This window comes from Xanthomonas fragariae (assembly GCF_900183975.1).
Taxonomy (GTDB): domain Bacteria; phylum Pseudomonadota; class Gammaproteobacteria; order Xanthomonadales; family Xanthomonadaceae; genus Xanthomonas; species Xanthomonas fragariae.
On record NZ_LT853882.1, the window covers coordinates 1,230,809 to 1,245,307 of the forward strand.

Genomic DNA, 14,499 nt, shown 5'->3' on the forward strand with positions numbered 1-14,499 from the left:
TCGTTTATTGGACGCTAGGCTATGGTGAGGCTTGAGCTCCGAAAATCGCATTATTCGAGTCCAGAAACAGTTTTAATTTTCAATATCCATCTAGACCGTTACCGGCCTGCACACGAACAATTTGACACTTTCCCCCATGCTCTGGAAAACTTTTGGAACCTGCGAGTAGTTGGAGCCACTCACTTTAAATTAAATTCAGGTGCTGTCATGCGTATTGGTAAGCTACACACCCCAGTCTCAAGTTACGAAGTTGAACTCCTTCAAAAGGAAAACCTTAGTAGTGCAGGGCTGTCCTCCTCTACGGGCATGGTAAACGCCCAGTACGCTCAACCACGTCCCCCTGTTTCTTCTAGACCACGACGCCCTGTTTCTTCTAGACAGGGAGTGAATGAAGTACGGGGCGTCTCGGCCGTGTTCAATAGTAAATTAAAAAAATCCGACCTTGCGGCGGGCGATATTCTTATATTGATTGATCAGCCTGACAACACAACTTGCACTCATCAATTGATTAAAATTGGGCAGAGCCTGCCCTCGCTTTCCTTTTTACGTAACAACGCCGGCGATCCTGCGCTGGTACATGCGGTTATGTGGTCGAAAAGGAGAAATAACGTGGGTAGGATGACTGTGAATGGTCCCGGAGAGTCGGAAATTGTCGAGATGCGCGGCGGCACCCAGTTGTCTTCCTCATCGGGTCCGATCCGGCAAGGAATGTATAAAGTTTACTCGCCAAAGGATAAAAATCTTGGCGATTGGGCTGCTCAGATCGGTCAAATCTGGAGCGCAGAAGAGAAGATTCGTTACTCAAAGCCTAAAAGTGTTCTTAGCATTTTACGAAACTCTAATTTCAATGGTGGCGCCAAGCGGGCTAGTGAAAAATATGCGGGTCAGGCCTTTGAAAATAAACCTAGAATCCGCGGTTCCTTTTGCTCTCATTTTATTTTGGCGGCATATCAGGCCGCGGCGGCGAATATACGCATCCCTTTTAGCGGCGCATTGAGGGTCGATGCGGAAGCTACCTCTGTGAGGACGATGGAGCATTTTTTGAAAGAAGATAAACAAGCTTTTGAATTCAAAGGTTATCTGAAAATTGAACCGGCAGATTTGCTCTATTGAGGGTCGCGGTAAGGATGGCAGTTACCTGCCCCCACCGCACTTAAATGCCCACAATTTGCCAAGCTTTCAATAGGTGTGGCGATCTGCATTCATAAACACGCCGACCTGCAATCAGCGCGTTTTTCGACCGGAATTAAGAGTGGCTAACAAAACTTAGCGAGCAATCGCCAAGTAGGTGCGGACGGCGCGGAGGAACCGCAGTGTACGACATGAGGATTTCGAGCACAGTTCGCGCCCGCCTGGCGGCTGCGCAGTAGTTTTGTTAGCCACTTTTAATTACCTACTTACTTACTCGCCAATCCAGCCTTCCAGCATGTCGGCGAATTCGTCGGCATGCTCTTCTTCCTGGGCCAGGATGCTCTCCAGAATGCGCTTGGTGGTGGTGTACTTGTCGCCGATGAAATCGATCATCTCGCGGTAGCTGTCGATGGCGATGCGTTCGGCGATCAGGTTCTCGCGCACCATGTCGCGCAGATCGGTGCCTTCCTTGTATTCGGCGTGCGAGCGCTTGGTCAGGGTGTCCGGATTGAGGTCTGGCTCGCCGCCCAATTGCACGATGCGTTCGGCCAGCTTGTATGCGTGTGCCTGTTCCTGCTGCGCATGCTCCAGAAACTCGCCCTTGACCGCGTCGGCAAGCATGCCCTTGGCCATGAAATAGTGGCTGTAATAGCGTAGCGTGCACACGTATTCGGTGGCCAGTGCAGTGTTGAGCAGGGTGATCACCGCCTCGCGATCGGCGTGGTAGCTCTCGGTGATGGCGCCGTCTTCGATGCTCTGGCGTGCGCGGGCGCGCAGGGTGGCGGTATCGGTGATACCGGCAGGGGTTTTGCTGGCTGGCTGATCAGACATGGCTGGCCGTTTTCCTTCTGGGTGGACGGGGGTATCAATGCATCAATCGGGCAGGTGCTCCAGCACGTAATCGGCGGCAGACACCTTGAATTCGCCGGGCTCTTCGACAAATAAGGCCTTGACCACGGCGTCGTCGGCATACAGTGCATAGCGGCGCGAGCGCAGGCCCATGCCCGAGCTGCTTGCGTCGCTATCCAGGCCCAGCGCACGGGCCAGTTCGGCATTGCCGTCGGGCAGCAGGTGCAGGCCATCGGGCACGAGCTGGCTGCGACCCCATGCCTGCATCACAAACGGGTCGTTGACGGCGGTACACAACACGTCGATGCCACGTTTGCGAAAGTCTTCGAAGTGCTCCACATAGCCCGGCAGGTGCTTGGCCGAGCAGGTCGGGGTGAAGGCGCCCGGCACCGCGAACAGCAGCACCTTGCGGCCTGCGAACAAGGTATGGGTATCGACCGCCTCGATGCCTTCGCGCATGCGCTTGAGCACGACTTCGGGAATGCGGTCACCAACGTGGATAGTCATGGGCGGCTCCTGTAGCTGAACGAATTCTAGAAAGGGGTACGGGAAAAGCGCGTCAAAGCGCTTGAAATCCGCAGCGCCAGGCCTATTTGACGCGCATGGCCGGCGCAACGGCGCACGCCGCGGCGGCCGGCCCGTCACCCAACCTTTTGGAGGCTCGCAATGAACATCGTTCGTTATCCCCAGTGGCCCACCCACGCCCTGCAAAACGAGATCAAGCATGTGTTCGACCGCTTCTTCGAGCAGAACGGCGACACCGACGAATCGGCAGTGGTGACCGCGCAGTGGGTGCCGCGCGTGGACATCAAGGAAGAAGCCAACCACTTCGTGTTGTATGCCGATCTGCCGGGCATCGACCCGAGCCAGATCGAGGTGCAGATGGACAAGGGCATCCTGTCGATCAAGGGCGAGCGCAAGAGCGAGTCCAGCACCGAGACCGAACGCTTCTCGCGCATCGAGCGCCGTTACGGCAGCTTCCACCGTCGCTTCGCGCTGCCCGACAGCGCTGACGCCGATGGCATTACCGCTGCCGGAAACAATGGTGTGCTGGAAATCCGCATTCCCAAGCGCCCGGCGGCCACCCCGCGTCGTATCCAGGTCGGCAACGGTCAGGACACCAGCGCCAGCACTGTGCAGTAAGCGTAGCGGACTCACTGGCCGTGCAGGCGTCAGGTGCGCGGCCGGTGCTCGGCACTGACCTGTGCTTTGCGTACATGTCGGTTTTCCGCGACCGGCAGCATCCGGCTGGCGCCTGCCCGCCAGTTGCCGCCGCCGCTGCAAGGCAATGGACCTGGAGCGAAGTCATCGGCTTCGCTCCCCGGCGACGGTCGCGCCGTAGAATAGGCGCGGTCGCCCGCCCGGCTGCGAATAGATCGGCTAACAAACGTGTTGCGTGACCGCCAGTTGGTCGCGGTTGGTGTTCGGAATTGGCAGGTACGCCTCGTACAGTGCGGTTCTGCGTTTCGCCCGCGCCACCTGAGAGCTGTCCACGACGTGTTGCTAGGCGTTCGAACTGGCTCGTGGCCTCGGCTGCGAGCCGTTTTTTTTCCAGAGGTGATTAGATGGAATTCAAGGATTACTACGCAACGCTCGGCGTGGAGCCGAGCGCAGGCGATGCGGAGATCAAGACCGCTTACCGCCGACTCGCGCGCAAGTACCACCCCGACGTCAGCAAGGAAGCGGGCGCGGAAGACAAATTCAAGGCTATCAACGAAGCCTACGAAGCACTGCGCGACCCGCAGAAGCGCAAGGCCTACGACCAGTTGAAGGCGCAGGGTTTCCGCCCGGGCGACGAGTTCCAGGCCCCGCCCAATTACAACGGCGGGCAGGGCTTTGACTACGAGGAAGTGTTCGGCAACGGCGGTGCTGGCGGCGGCTTCAGCGATTTCTTCGAGAGCCTTTTCGCTGGCCAGCGCGGTGGCCGGCCGCGAAGCCCGGGTGTTGGTCCTGGCCCAGGCCCGGGCCCGCAGGTGCGCGGCGACACCCGCGCCAAGCTGGCGGTACCGCTGGAAGCGGTGCACGCGGGCGACAGCGTGCGCATCACCATCAACGGCAAACAGTTGGACGTGCGCGTGCCCAAGGGCGTCCAGCCCGGCCAGGTGATTCGCCTGAGCGGGCAGGGCAACGGCGGCGGCAACCTGCTGCTGGAGATCGAATACGCCGCGCACCCGAAATTCGAGGTGGACGGGCGTAACATTCTCTACACCCTGCAGGTCATGCCCTGGCAGGCCGCGCTGGGCACCACCATCAGCGTGCCGACCCTGGGTGGCTCGGTGGAGTTGAAAGTGCCGGCCGATTCGGATGCCGGCCGTAAGCTGCGCCTACGCGGCCGCGGCCTGCCGGGCACCACCCCGGGCGACCAGATCGTGGAGCTGGAGATCCTGGCCCCGGCGCCGACAGACGATGCGCAAAAGAAGGCATATCGCAACCTGGCAAAGGCGTTTGGCGAGACGGTTTGAGCTAGCTTAAGCCCCTCTCCCTGGAGGCGAGGGGTGAGGGTAGGCAGCCAAGCAATGTATGCGCTAGCGACGATCTGTGACGTTGTTGAATGCATTTTGCTCCAACCAACACCGCGTTACCGTTTCCGTATCAAGAAGGTAAAGACAACGCGCATCCAACTTTCACCTCGCACTAGCAGCAGGCTGCGTCCAGCTTCACCGCCCTCAGCTACCGAAGGCGCGGTCGGCGCACTACACTCGCCGCGCACACAAGGGAAAACACATGGCACGCATTTTGATCGTCGACGACTCGCCGTCGCAGCTGGTGGGGATTCAGCGCATCGTTGAGAAGCTGGGGCATGAAACCATGACGGCCGCCGATGGCGCCGCTGGCGTGGAAGCTGCCAAGTCGTCGCTGCCGGATCTGGTGATGATGGACGTGGTCATGCCCAACCTCAACGGGTTCCAGGCCACGCGCATGCTCAAGCGCGAACCGACCACCCAGCACATTCCGGTGATCCTGGTCACCACCAAGGACCAAGACACCGATCGCATGTGGGGCATGCGGCAGGGTGCCCGCGCCTACATTACCAAGCCGTTCTCCGAAGACGAATTGCTGGAAGTGATAGAGCGCGTGTTCAACCAAAAAGACGAGCCGCCGGCTGCATGATCGCTTCGGCGAGCTGTGATCGAGGGTAGAGTTTTTTGTCCGAGCCAGCGGGGTCTCACAGCGTCATCGCCGCACAGAGCCTAGGGCACCACGCGCCTTAGCGCCACAGCTAACAGCCTGCGCTTCACCGCGCTTGCCACCGGTCGTATCCAGTACGCACCGCAGGTTTGGAATTTTCGTCACTGTTTTTTCGGTCGCATCGCTGTCTTGCGCCAGTAGTCAGTTGATCCGTATCGATCTATAAACATTGACGCGCCAGCCAACCAGCGAGGCCGCCCCACCACAGGATCGGGCCGGATACCCAAGCCATTGCTCGCACGCGCGATGCACCTGCCTGCCAGTCTGGATACCACGCCATTGATCACCGTCGACTCGGTCCAGAACGGTGTTTGACGTACCCGGTGGTGGGCGAGAATGGCAGGTAGGCGTCGGCACGGCCGGTCTGTTCGACCATGCCTTCCAGCAGCTGATCGGCGCGCTTCGGGCTTTCGACGTCGAAGGCAGCTTTGCGCGCGTCCTTTCTTGACCTCGCCAGCGCGCCGCTACCTTTTTCAACCCACTCAAGACTCAGCCAACCGCCCCATTCACCCCACCGGCTAAACCTGGATGTAGCGAACCGGGCCTTTCAAAACGACCGGTCTGCCCTATCTAGTAGAATCAGCAAATCAAACAACACGGCGGCACTGCGGGACTGGCCCGCACAGCCCCTCGATCATGGAGCGTGCATGGCCTGGAACACACCCGGCAACAAGGGCGGAGACGGCCCGGATCCCAACCGTCGCAGGTCCTGGGGCCCGCGCGGTGGTGGCAACGGTGGTGGTTGGGGCAACCTGCCCGCCCCGTTGAAAGAACTGTTCGATGGCGGCGTCGGGCGCTGGGTTCTGGTCGCGGTGGTGCTGATGGTGCCGTTCTCCAGCTTCCAGCTCATCGGCGAGCAGCAGCGCGGTGTGGTGCTGCGCTTCGGCCAGTTCTCGCGCATTTTGCAGCCCGGCCCTAACTTCAAGTTGCCCTGGCCGATCGAGTCGGTGCGCAAGGTCAATGCGACCGAGATCAAGACCTTCAGCAACCAGGTGCCGGTGCTGACGCGCGACGAGAACATCGTCAACGTCTCGCTCAACGTGCAGTACCAGATCAGCGACCCGCGCAAGTACCTGTTCGGTTCGCGCAATGCCGATCTGGTGCTGGAGCAGGCCGCGCAAAGTGCCGTGCGCGAGCAGGTCGGCCGTTCCGACCTCAATACCGTGCTCAACAATCGCGGCCCGCTGGCGATCGCTTCCAAGGACCGTCTGCAGGCGGCACTGGATGCCTACAACACCGGCTTGGCCGTCACCGGCGTGACACTGCCGGACGCGCGTCCGCCGGAAGAAGTGAAGCCGGCCTTCGACGAGGTCAACGGTGCCCAGCAGGTGCGCGAGCGCTTGATCAACGAAGCCCAGGCCTACGCCGCCAAGGTGGTACCCGAAGCGCGCGGTCAGGGTGCGCGCACCCGTACCGGTGCCGAAGGCTACAAGCAGGCGGCGATCTCCAAGGCCGAGGGCGACGCCGATCGCTTTACCTTGTTGCAGGAGCAGTACGCCGGCGCCCCCGAGGTGACGCGTAAGCGCTTGTGGCTGGAAACCGTGCAGAAGGTGCTGTCGGAGAACCGCAAGGTGATCGGTAGCGATGGCCGCCAAGTCATCTATGTACCGCTGCCGGCCGACGCCAATAAGTCCACCAACGCCAATGCCAACGGCAAATCCGGCAACGGTGGCATGCCGTCGATGGTGCCGCAGGATGTGTTGTTGAATCCGCCGCAAAGCGCCAGCAGCCAGAGCATCCGCAATCCGGAGCGCGGCCCACGCCCGACCGGTCGCGAGGGAACCGAATAATGAAGAATTCGATAGTTATCGGCCTGATCGTCGCCGTGTTGCTGTGCCTGATGGGCTCGGTGTTCGTGGTGCGCGAAGACCAGACCGCCATGGTGCTCAACCTGGGCCGTGTGGTGCGCGCCGACCTCAAGCCCGGCCTGCACTTCAAGATTCCGATGGTGGAATCGGTGCGCGTGTTCGATCGCCGCTTCCAGGTGCTGGACACCGCTCCGGCGCGTTACTTCACCGCCGAACAGAAAGACGTGAGCGTGGACTTCTTCGCCATTGGTTACATCTCCGATGTGCGTGCGTTCTATCGCGCCACTGGTGGTGAGGAGTCGGTCGCCAATTCGCGCCTGGCTCCGATCATCACCGACTCGCTGCGTAACCAGATCAACTCACGCACCTTGCAGCAGCTGGTCTCCGGCGACCGCAGCGAGTTGATCGCCAGCCAGCTCAAGGGCATCAATGGCGCCATCAAGGGCTTGGGCATGCAGATCACCGACCTGCGCATCAAGCAGATCGACCTGCCGACCGACAGCCAGGTGATCACCGACGTCTACGAGCGCATGCGCGCCCAGCGCAAGCAGGAAGCGAGCAAGCTGCGCGCCGAAGGCGAAGAGCAGGCGCTGACTATCCGCGCGCAAGCCGACCGCGAGTCCACCGTGATCGTGGCCGACGCCGAGCGCGATGCGCAGAAGCTACGCGGCGAAGGCGATGCCCAAGCTGCGCGTATCTACGGCCAGGCCGGTTCCAAAGACCCGTCGTTCTACACGTTTTACCGCAGTCTGGAGGCGTATCGCGGCGCCATGGCCGATGGCAATGGTGTGATCGTGCTGGATAAGAACGACCCGTTCTTGCAGTACCTCAAGAGCGATCGTTAAGGGCAATCGTCTGCGGCAGACGTGACAGTTCTCAGTTCCGCTTTCGCTTCGCCAGTCCAGCGACACCTGTTCCTGCTGCAACGAAGACGCCCCCTGTGCGGGCGTCTTCGTTTTGGCCTCTCTTCCCCCGAGAAGAAGGAAGGGCTCAGGGTAATGAGAAATAGAGTTCTGGTTGCCTCGTATCTTCATCTGTTGCTTCGCTGCACTGCTTAGCGAAGCAATGCACACTCAGCGGCCATGTCACGGTTGTCTCCATGCACGATTTACTGACCGCTCTCTGTCTGGTCGCCGTTTTTGAAGGCCTGATGCTATTCGCCGCGCCAGATGCCTGGAAGCGGATGGCCGAGCAATTGTTGAGTCTGCGATCTACGCAGCTACGGATGTTGGGCGGCATCACCCTGGTGGTGGGCGCGATTGCACTGTGGGTCTTGCGCCACTGAGTTGTCAGCCCGTCGCCGGCTTCAAAAGAAGCGAGCAGGGCAGGCCATCAGCAGCGGAAGCGCACGGCAACCTCACTGCAAGCTGCAATCTGACCAGCCCCGGAGCCGCCGACCTCAAGGGGTGGTGCATGCCACCGGAAACCCGGATAATGCACAAAAGCCGGCCGGGCACGCTCCAACCAGAGCACCCCGTTCGGCTTTTTTCGTGTCAGGGCTGTCGCACCACTGCAATGCTCCCCGATGGAGCCGGGCGGCAGGTGTCGCTGCCAGCTTTTGAGCCGGTCCCATCCCGCGGCCCCGATGGCCGCAGCAAAACTTTTAGGAGTCAACCCGTCATGGGTCAGTCAGTTGTTGTGCTCGGTGCCCAGTGGGGCGATGAAGGCAAAGGCAAGATCGTCGATCTGCTCACTGAAGAAATCGGTGCGGTCGTCCGCTTCCAGGGCGGCCACAACGCCGGCCACACCTTGGTCATCAACGGCAAAAAGACCGTCTTGCATCTGATTCCGTCCGGCATCCTGCGCGACAACGCGCTGTGCCTGATCGGCAATGGCGTGGTGATCTCTCCGGCCGCACTGATCAAGGAGATCAGCGAGTTGGAAGAAGCGGGCGTGGAAGTGCGTTCGCGCCTGAAGATCTCCCCGGCCGCACCGCTGATCATGCCGTACCACATCGCGCTGGATCAGGCCCGCGAGAAGGCCGCCGGCGGCAAGGCCATCGGCACCACCGGTCGTGGTATCGGCCCGGCATATGAAGACAAAGTCGCCCGTCGCGGTATCCGCATCGCCGACCTGCATTACCCGCCGCAGTTGGAAGAACTGCTGCGCACCGCGCTGGATTACCACAACTTCGTGTTGACCAAGTACCTGGGTGTGGAAGCGGTCGATTTCCAGAAAACCTTCGACGAAGCGCTGGCCTTCGGCGACTACGTGCAGCCTATGAAGTCCGACGTAGCCGGCATCCTGCACGACCTGCGCAAGCAGGGTAAGCGTGTGCTGTTCGAAGGCGCCCAGGGCGCGTTGCTGGATATCGATCACGGCACCTATCCGTACGTCACCAGCTCCAACACCACCGTGGGCGGCGCACTGGCCGGCACCGGCGTGGGCGCCGATGCGATCGACTACGTGCTCGGCATCGCCAAGGCCTACGCCACGCGCGTGGGCGGTGGCCCGTTCCCGACCGAGTTGGACGACGAAGTGGGCCAGGGCATCCGCGACCGCGGTGCCGAGTATGGCGCTTCCACCGGTCGCCCGCGTCGCTGCGGCTGGATGGACATCGTCGCACTCAAGCGTGCGGTGGCCATCAACGGTATCTCCGGCCTGTGCATCACCAAGCTCGACGTGCTCGACGGCATGGAAAAGCTCAAGGTCTGTATTGCGTACGAATACCGCGGCAAGCGTACCGAATACGCGCCGCTGGACGCGCAGGGCTGGGAAGAGTGCACCCCCGTGTATCTGGAATTCCCGGGCTGGACCGAGAACACCCACGGCATCACCGAATGGGACAAGCTGCCCGTTGCCGCGCGCGCCTATCTGCGCGCGCTGGAAGAACTGGCCGGCTGCCCGATTTCGATCGTCTCCACCGGCCCGGATCGTGACCACACGATGGAGCTGCAGGATCCGTTCGCCTGATCGGCTGATTCCGCAGCATGCACCGGCCTGGTTCACGCCGGGCCGTTTGCGTTGGTGCGTTTTTTGGAGCCATGGCACGCCATTGGACGGGCGTCGGCACGTTGAGCAGGCGGGCATGGCAGCCTCTGCACATCCACATGCCCGCCATCTTCGAGGACCCAAGCGCTGGATGCAGGGGCGCACCATCGGCAAGCTGCATCCGGTTTCAAACGAGCCTGTGTTGGCGGGGTGCATTAGGTCACCTGTAAGCTTCTGCCATGACCTTCGGCCGTGTAAGCCGCGCCTGCTTGCGTGATCATCCGGCACCTGCTCCGGCCCTCAACCTCAACCTCAACTATTTCTAGGAACTCCATGCGCCAGATTCTGGTGACTGCAATCGCACTGGCCTTGGCCAGCACTTCCATGGCTGCCACGGCGCAATCGGTTGCTGCCGCGCCCAGCGCCGTTGCCGGGTCAAACGTGCAGGTCGTCACCACGCAGCTGCCACGCACGGCCAAGCCCACGCATTACGCGGTGGAGATCACCCCGCATGCCGACAAGATGACGTTCGATGGCAAGGTCGCCATCGATATCGTCGTGCTGGAATCCACCGACCGCATCGTGTTGCAGGCCGCCAATCTCATCTTCGCGCGCAGTACGTTGGCGCAGCGCAAGGGTGCCAAGCCGCAGATCGCCACCGTCAGCACCGACGCCGATGCACAGACCGCCACCTTCGCCTTCGACAAGCCGCTGCTGCCGGGCAACTACGTGTTGTCCATCGATTACAGCGGTGTGATTAACACGCAGGCCAACGGCTTGTTCGCGCTGGATTACCCCACCCCGCAAGGTCAGCGCCGCGCGCTGTTCACTCAGTTTGAAAACTCCGATGCACGGCGTTTCGTGCCGTCCTGGGACGAACCGAACTTCAAGGCCACCTTCGACCTTGCAGTGAACGCACCGGCGGCGCAGATGGCGGTGAGCAATATGCCAGTGGCCTCCTCCACCGAATGCGCGAATGGCTTCAAGCGTGTGGCCTTCAAGACCACGCCCAAGATGTCCACCTATCTGCTGTTTTTGAGCGTGGGCGATTTCGACCGTGCAACGGTCAAGGCCGACAACGGCACCGAGATCGGTGTGATCGCGCAGAAAGGCAAAGTCGATCAAGCCAGCTTTGCGCTGGAGTCCAGCAGCGACATCCTGCATGGGTACAACGAATACTTCGGTGTCCAATACCCGCTCCCCAAACTGGACAATATCGCAGCACCTGGTCACAGCCAGTTCTTTGGTGCGATGGAAAACTGGGGCGCCATCTTTACGTTCGAAAAATCGCTGCTGCTGGATCCTGCCACCTCCGACATCAACGACAAACAGGCCGTGTTTCACGTTGCTGCACATGAGATTGCCCACCAATGGTTCGGTAATCTGGTGACCATGGCATGGTGGGACGATCTGTGGCTCAACGAAGGTTTTGCCAACTGGATGGAGACACGCACCACCCGCAACCTGCATCCCGAGTGGGATATCGACAAGACCGGTACAGCGTTCGAAAGCCGCGCAGCCATGCGTCGCGATTCCTTCGCAACCACCCATCCAGTGGTGCAGCACGTAGCCACTGTGGAGCAGGCCAGCCAAGCCTTCGACCAGATCACCTACGAAAAGGGTGAGGCAGTGATCGGCATGTTGGAAGATTATGTGGGCGCCGATCACTGGCGTGCCGGTGTGCGTAGCTACATCAAGCAGAATCAATACAGCAATGCGGTCACCGATGCGCTGTGGCAGCAGATCGGTGCCATTGCACCGGGCAAACAGTTCACGCAGGTGGCGCACGACTTCACCTTGCAGCCTGGTGTGCCACTGATCAAAGCCAGCGCCAGTTGCGACGCCGGCACCACCACGGTGACGCTGGAGCAGGGCGAGTACACGCTCGATCGGCCAAGCAAGCAAGCGTTGCGCTGGCATGTGCCGGTGGTTGTGCGCGGTGCGGCAGGGAGGGAGGTCCGGGTTCTGGTCGATGGCACTGCGCAGGTGCAATTGCCGGGTTGCGATGCGCCGGCGCTGGTCAATGCCGGCCAGAAGGGTTATTTCCGCACGTTGTATGCGCCTGCGCAATTCAAGGCGCTCGGTGCCGGCTTTTCGGCATTGCCGGTGGTGGATCAGGTGGGCGTGCTGATGGACACCGACGCGCTGGCAACGGTCGGGTTGCAGCCCGAAGCGGATCTGCTCACTCTCACCGCAAAGGTACCGGTCGGCGCATCGCCGGATCTGTGGCAAGTGGTGTCCAGCATCTGGGCCGATATCGACGCACTGTTCGATGGCGACGCCAAAGCGCAGACTGCGTGGCGTCGTTTCGCGCTGTCGCGGCTTGCCCCGGAGTTTGCCGCGTTGGGGTGGGATGATCGCAAGGACGATTCGTCGCAAACCAAGCAACTGCGCGCGGCGCTGCTGCTTGATCTGAGCGCGATGGATGATGCCCAAGTAATCGCCGAAGCGCGTCGTCGCTTTGCCGCATTCCAAGCCGATCCGGCAACGTTATCGCCGGAACTGCGCAACACCGTGCTTGGCATCGTCGCCCGTCATGCCGATGCCGCCACGTGGGACGCGTTGCATGCGATGGCCAAGAAGGAAACCTCGTCGATGATCCGTGACCAGTACTACGCTCTGCTGGCTAAGAGCAAAGATGATGCGCTGGCACAACGTGCGCTGGACATGGCGCTCACTGCTGAGCCGGGCGCCACCACCGGCGCCCGCATGATCTCTGCCGTCTCCAGCGAGCACCCGGAGTTGGCATTGGACTTCGCACTTGCACATCGCCAGCAGGTGGACAAGCTCATCGACTCCACCGCACGCTCGCGCTATTACCCGCGCTTGGGCGCTGCCTCCGGCAAGCTGGAAACAGCCGACAAGATCAAGGCCTACGCTGAGCAGTCTCTGGCCGCCACCTCACGCCGCAATGCAGAAACCGCCATCACCGGCATTCAAACGCGGGTGAAACTGCGTGCGCAGCAGGTGCCGCAGATCACGGCATGGTTGAAGGCGCGCAAGGGCTGAGCGCCCCTGATCGGCATGCCCGGTGCTGTGTTGCAGTGCTGGGCATGCGGTCCGTGCACCGCGGGCAGGCGCGGGCATCCTCGATGCGCACCCGCTGATCGCTTCGGTTGAGGGCTTGAAGCGATCAGCGGGTGCGCCTACGCAACGTCAGTCACGCCACGTTGGCACTCGACAGCCGTTGTGACCTGCCCCGCATCCGGCCGGCACGTTCTGCATCGTCGCCACGCGTTGGCCGTACATCCCGGCGCGTGCATCACGTCATCTGCATGCCCGGAATTTCACGAGCCGGTTGTCCATCGCTGGCTGCTGGCTCTGCAGCAATGCCTGCTGTCGTTCCATGTTGGCCATCTCCAGTTGCTGCAGCGATTGCTCCACCGGCGTGCGCACGGCCACATCGGTGGGCATGGAGGCGCGCAGGTGCGCAGGATCACCCCGCTCGCCCTGCACCACAAACACATCGCGCCCGGCGGGGATATCTTTGGTCTGGACGCTCAGCACCACATGGTCGGCGCGCTCCAGGTCGTTCTGGCGGGCAATGGCCATCACGCTGGCGATCAGGCGCTCGCTGTGCACATCTGGCGTCCGCCCGGCTTGCGCATCGATTGCGCTCACACCTGCACGGACCTGCTGCAGTAATGCGTAGTCCCGGTGACCAGGGTCGATATCGGCAAGTTTGGTAGGCGCCTGCGTCCGATCGGGCATACCGTCGACCGATGCCGTGAACGGGCTGAGGGTGATAGAGCGGTGCGGATCGTCGCGGTGGAACTGCGTGGCTTTCTGCTGCCGTTCCAGGCGGACGGCGCGGGCATCGTCGAGTTCGGCGATACGATCAGGGTTGGTTTCTTCGCGTATGGAAGGGTGCCCGCCGCCTGCGCTGACATTCACCCACTTCTGCTCTTTTTCGAAGTACATCGCGTAGAAGCTGTTGCTGCCAATGAAGTTGGGGTCGACAGCGGAGCGGCCTTCCAGCATCTGGATCGCCTCGGTGGTGCCGAGCTTGGCCAGGTACTGGCTGCCGGCCGCCGGTCCCATTTGCGTAAAGGTCTCATAGCCTGTGTTGCTGATGCGGGCGGCGCCTGCATACTCGTTGTCGAGCATGTTGGTCCAGATCTGTTCCAGCTTCTGGGGGCCGCTTTTTTGCTCGGCCGCTTCTAAAAGCACACGGGGTGTCCAGCAGTTGGGATCGAGCTTGTGGAATTCAAATGCTCTATCGTGTGCAGTCATTACGTCCTTACCTGGAAGGTTCAGCGCCAAGTCCAGGCGGTGCTGTTCCATCCAATGCATCCTGCGCTCCAAATCCTGTTTGAGCAGCGTCTGTCCGAACACCTCCCACTGGTGTTCGCTCAATTCGGCGTTGGCAAAGTGTGATCCGTTGTCGTGTTGATGTCTGGCGTAATCCTCCGCATAACTGTTTGCAACTCGGCCAGGCAAGCTGTCATTGCGGACGACACCCAGTGCCAACGTTCCATAGCCATCGGCACCTGGCAACTGTGAAAGATAGTTCCAGTAGAGTTCGCGGTTGCCATCTCTGGCATAGCTGGTTAATACCGCCAAATCCTTCTTATTCAGTCCACTCATGATT

13 protein-coding genes and 1 other RNA gene are annotated in these 14,499 nt (G+C 60.9%); 10 read left to right on the forward strand and 4 right to left on the reverse strand.

What is annotated here, in order from left to right; translation table 11 throughout:
* The first annotated feature begins 207 nt into the window (after positions 1–207).
* Positions 208–1,113 (forward strand): hypothetical protein, encoded by a 906-nt coding sequence (locus PD885_RS21705; RefSeq protein ID WP_197493697.1) that lies wholly within the window; start codon positions 208–210, stop codon positions 1,111–1,113.
* A 141-nt stretch (positions 1,114–1,254) separates the two neighbouring features.
* On the opposite strand, the gene PD885_RS05670 is transcribed toward PD885_RS21705, so the two are convergent.
* The 3 genes from PD885_RS05670 to PD885_RS05680 form a co-directional block, all read right to left on the reverse strand.
* Positions 1,255–1,324, reverse strand: a non-coding RNA gene (locus PD885_RS05670) — sX9 sRNA.
* A gap of 77 nt (positions 1,325–1,401) precedes the next feature.
* Positions 1,402–1,962 carry a ferritin-like domain-containing protein gene (locus tag PD885_RS05675; RefSeq protein WP_002814284.1) on the reverse strand — a complete coding sequence of 187 codons (561 nt, stop codon included), beginning with the start codon at positions 1,960–1,962 and terminating at the stop codon, positions 1,402–1,404.
* Positions 1,963–2,004: 42 nt separating this feature from the next.
* Positions 2,005–2,487: a peroxiredoxin gene (locus PD885_RS05680; protein WP_002814281.1), complete on the reverse strand. Its 483-nt coding sequence runs from the start codon at positions 2,485–2,487 to the stop codon at positions 2,005–2,007.
* Between the two features lie 159 nt (positions 2,488–2,646).
* Here PD885_RS05680 and PD885_RS05685 point away from each other — a divergent pair, with 159 nt between their 5' ends.
* From PD885_RS05685 to PD885_RS05720, 9 genes are all read left to right on the forward strand, one after another.
* A complete protein-coding gene (locus PD885_RS05685; protein WP_002814279.1) occupies positions 2,647–3,123 on the forward strand; it encodes an Hsp20/alpha crystallin family protein in 477 nt (158 codons plus the stop codon).
* Positions 3,124–3,545: 422 nt separating this feature from the next.
* Positions 3,546–4,442, forward strand: coding sequence for a DnaJ C-terminal domain-containing protein (locus tag PD885_RS05690; RefSeq protein WP_002814277.1), 897 nt, complete (start codon positions 3,546–3,548; stop codon positions 4,440–4,442).
* 262 nt (positions 4,443–4,704) lie between these two features.
* Positions 4,705–5,091 carry a twitching motility response regulator PilH gene (pilH, locus tag PD885_RS05695; protein WP_002814275.1) on the forward strand — a complete coding sequence of 129 codons (387 nt, stop codon included), beginning with the start codon at positions 4,705–4,707 and terminating at the stop codon, positions 5,089–5,091.
* Between the two features lie 385 nt (positions 5,092–5,476).
* Positions 5,477–5,617: a hypothetical protein gene (locus PD885_RS21335; protein ID WP_156775365.1), complete on the forward strand. Its 141-nt coding sequence runs from the start codon at positions 5,477–5,479 to the stop codon at positions 5,615–5,617.
* A 199-nt stretch (positions 5,618–5,816) separates the two neighbouring features.
* Positions 5,817–6,959, forward strand: a complete 1,143-nt coding sequence (gene hflK / locus PD885_RS05700; protein ID WP_002814274.1) for an FtsH protease activity modulator HflK — start codon at positions 5,817–5,819, stop codon at positions 6,957–6,959.
* Positions 6,959–7,822 (forward strand): protease modulator HflC, encoded by an 864-nt coding sequence (hflC, locus tag PD885_RS05705; RefSeq protein WP_002814272.1) that lies wholly within the window; start codon positions 6,959–6,961, stop codon positions 7,820–7,822. Before hflK ends, hflC begins: the two co-directional genes overlap by 1 nt.
* Positions 7,823–8,076: 254 nt before the next feature.
* Positions 8,077–8,262 (forward strand): DUF2065 domain-containing protein, encoded by a 186-nt coding sequence (locus tag PD885_RS05710; protein WP_002814271.1) that lies wholly within the window; start codon positions 8,077–8,079, stop codon positions 8,260–8,262.
* Positions 8,263–8,597: 335 nt separating this feature from the next.
* On the forward strand, positions 8,598–9,890 hold the full coding sequence (locus PD885_RS05715) for an adenylosuccinate synthase (RefSeq protein WP_002814269.1): 1,293 nt from the start codon (positions 8,598–8,600) through the stop codon (positions 9,888–9,890).
* Between the two features lie 351 nt (positions 9,891–10,241).
* Entirely contained in the window at positions 10,242–12,917 is a 2,676-nt protein-coding gene (locus PD885_RS05720) for a M1 family metallopeptidase (RefSeq protein WP_088056692.1), read from the forward strand.
* A 258-nt stretch (positions 12,918–13,175) separates the two neighbouring features.
* Here the strand turns inward: PD885_RS05720 and PD885_RS05725 are convergent, their stop codons facing one another.
* Positions 13,176–14,495: a Smlt3024 family type IV secretion system effector gene (locus PD885_RS05725; protein ID WP_172404507.1), complete on the reverse strand. Its 1,320-nt coding sequence runs from the start codon at positions 14,493–14,495 to the stop codon at positions 13,176–13,178.
* Positions 14,496–14,499: the final 4 nt, after the last annotated feature.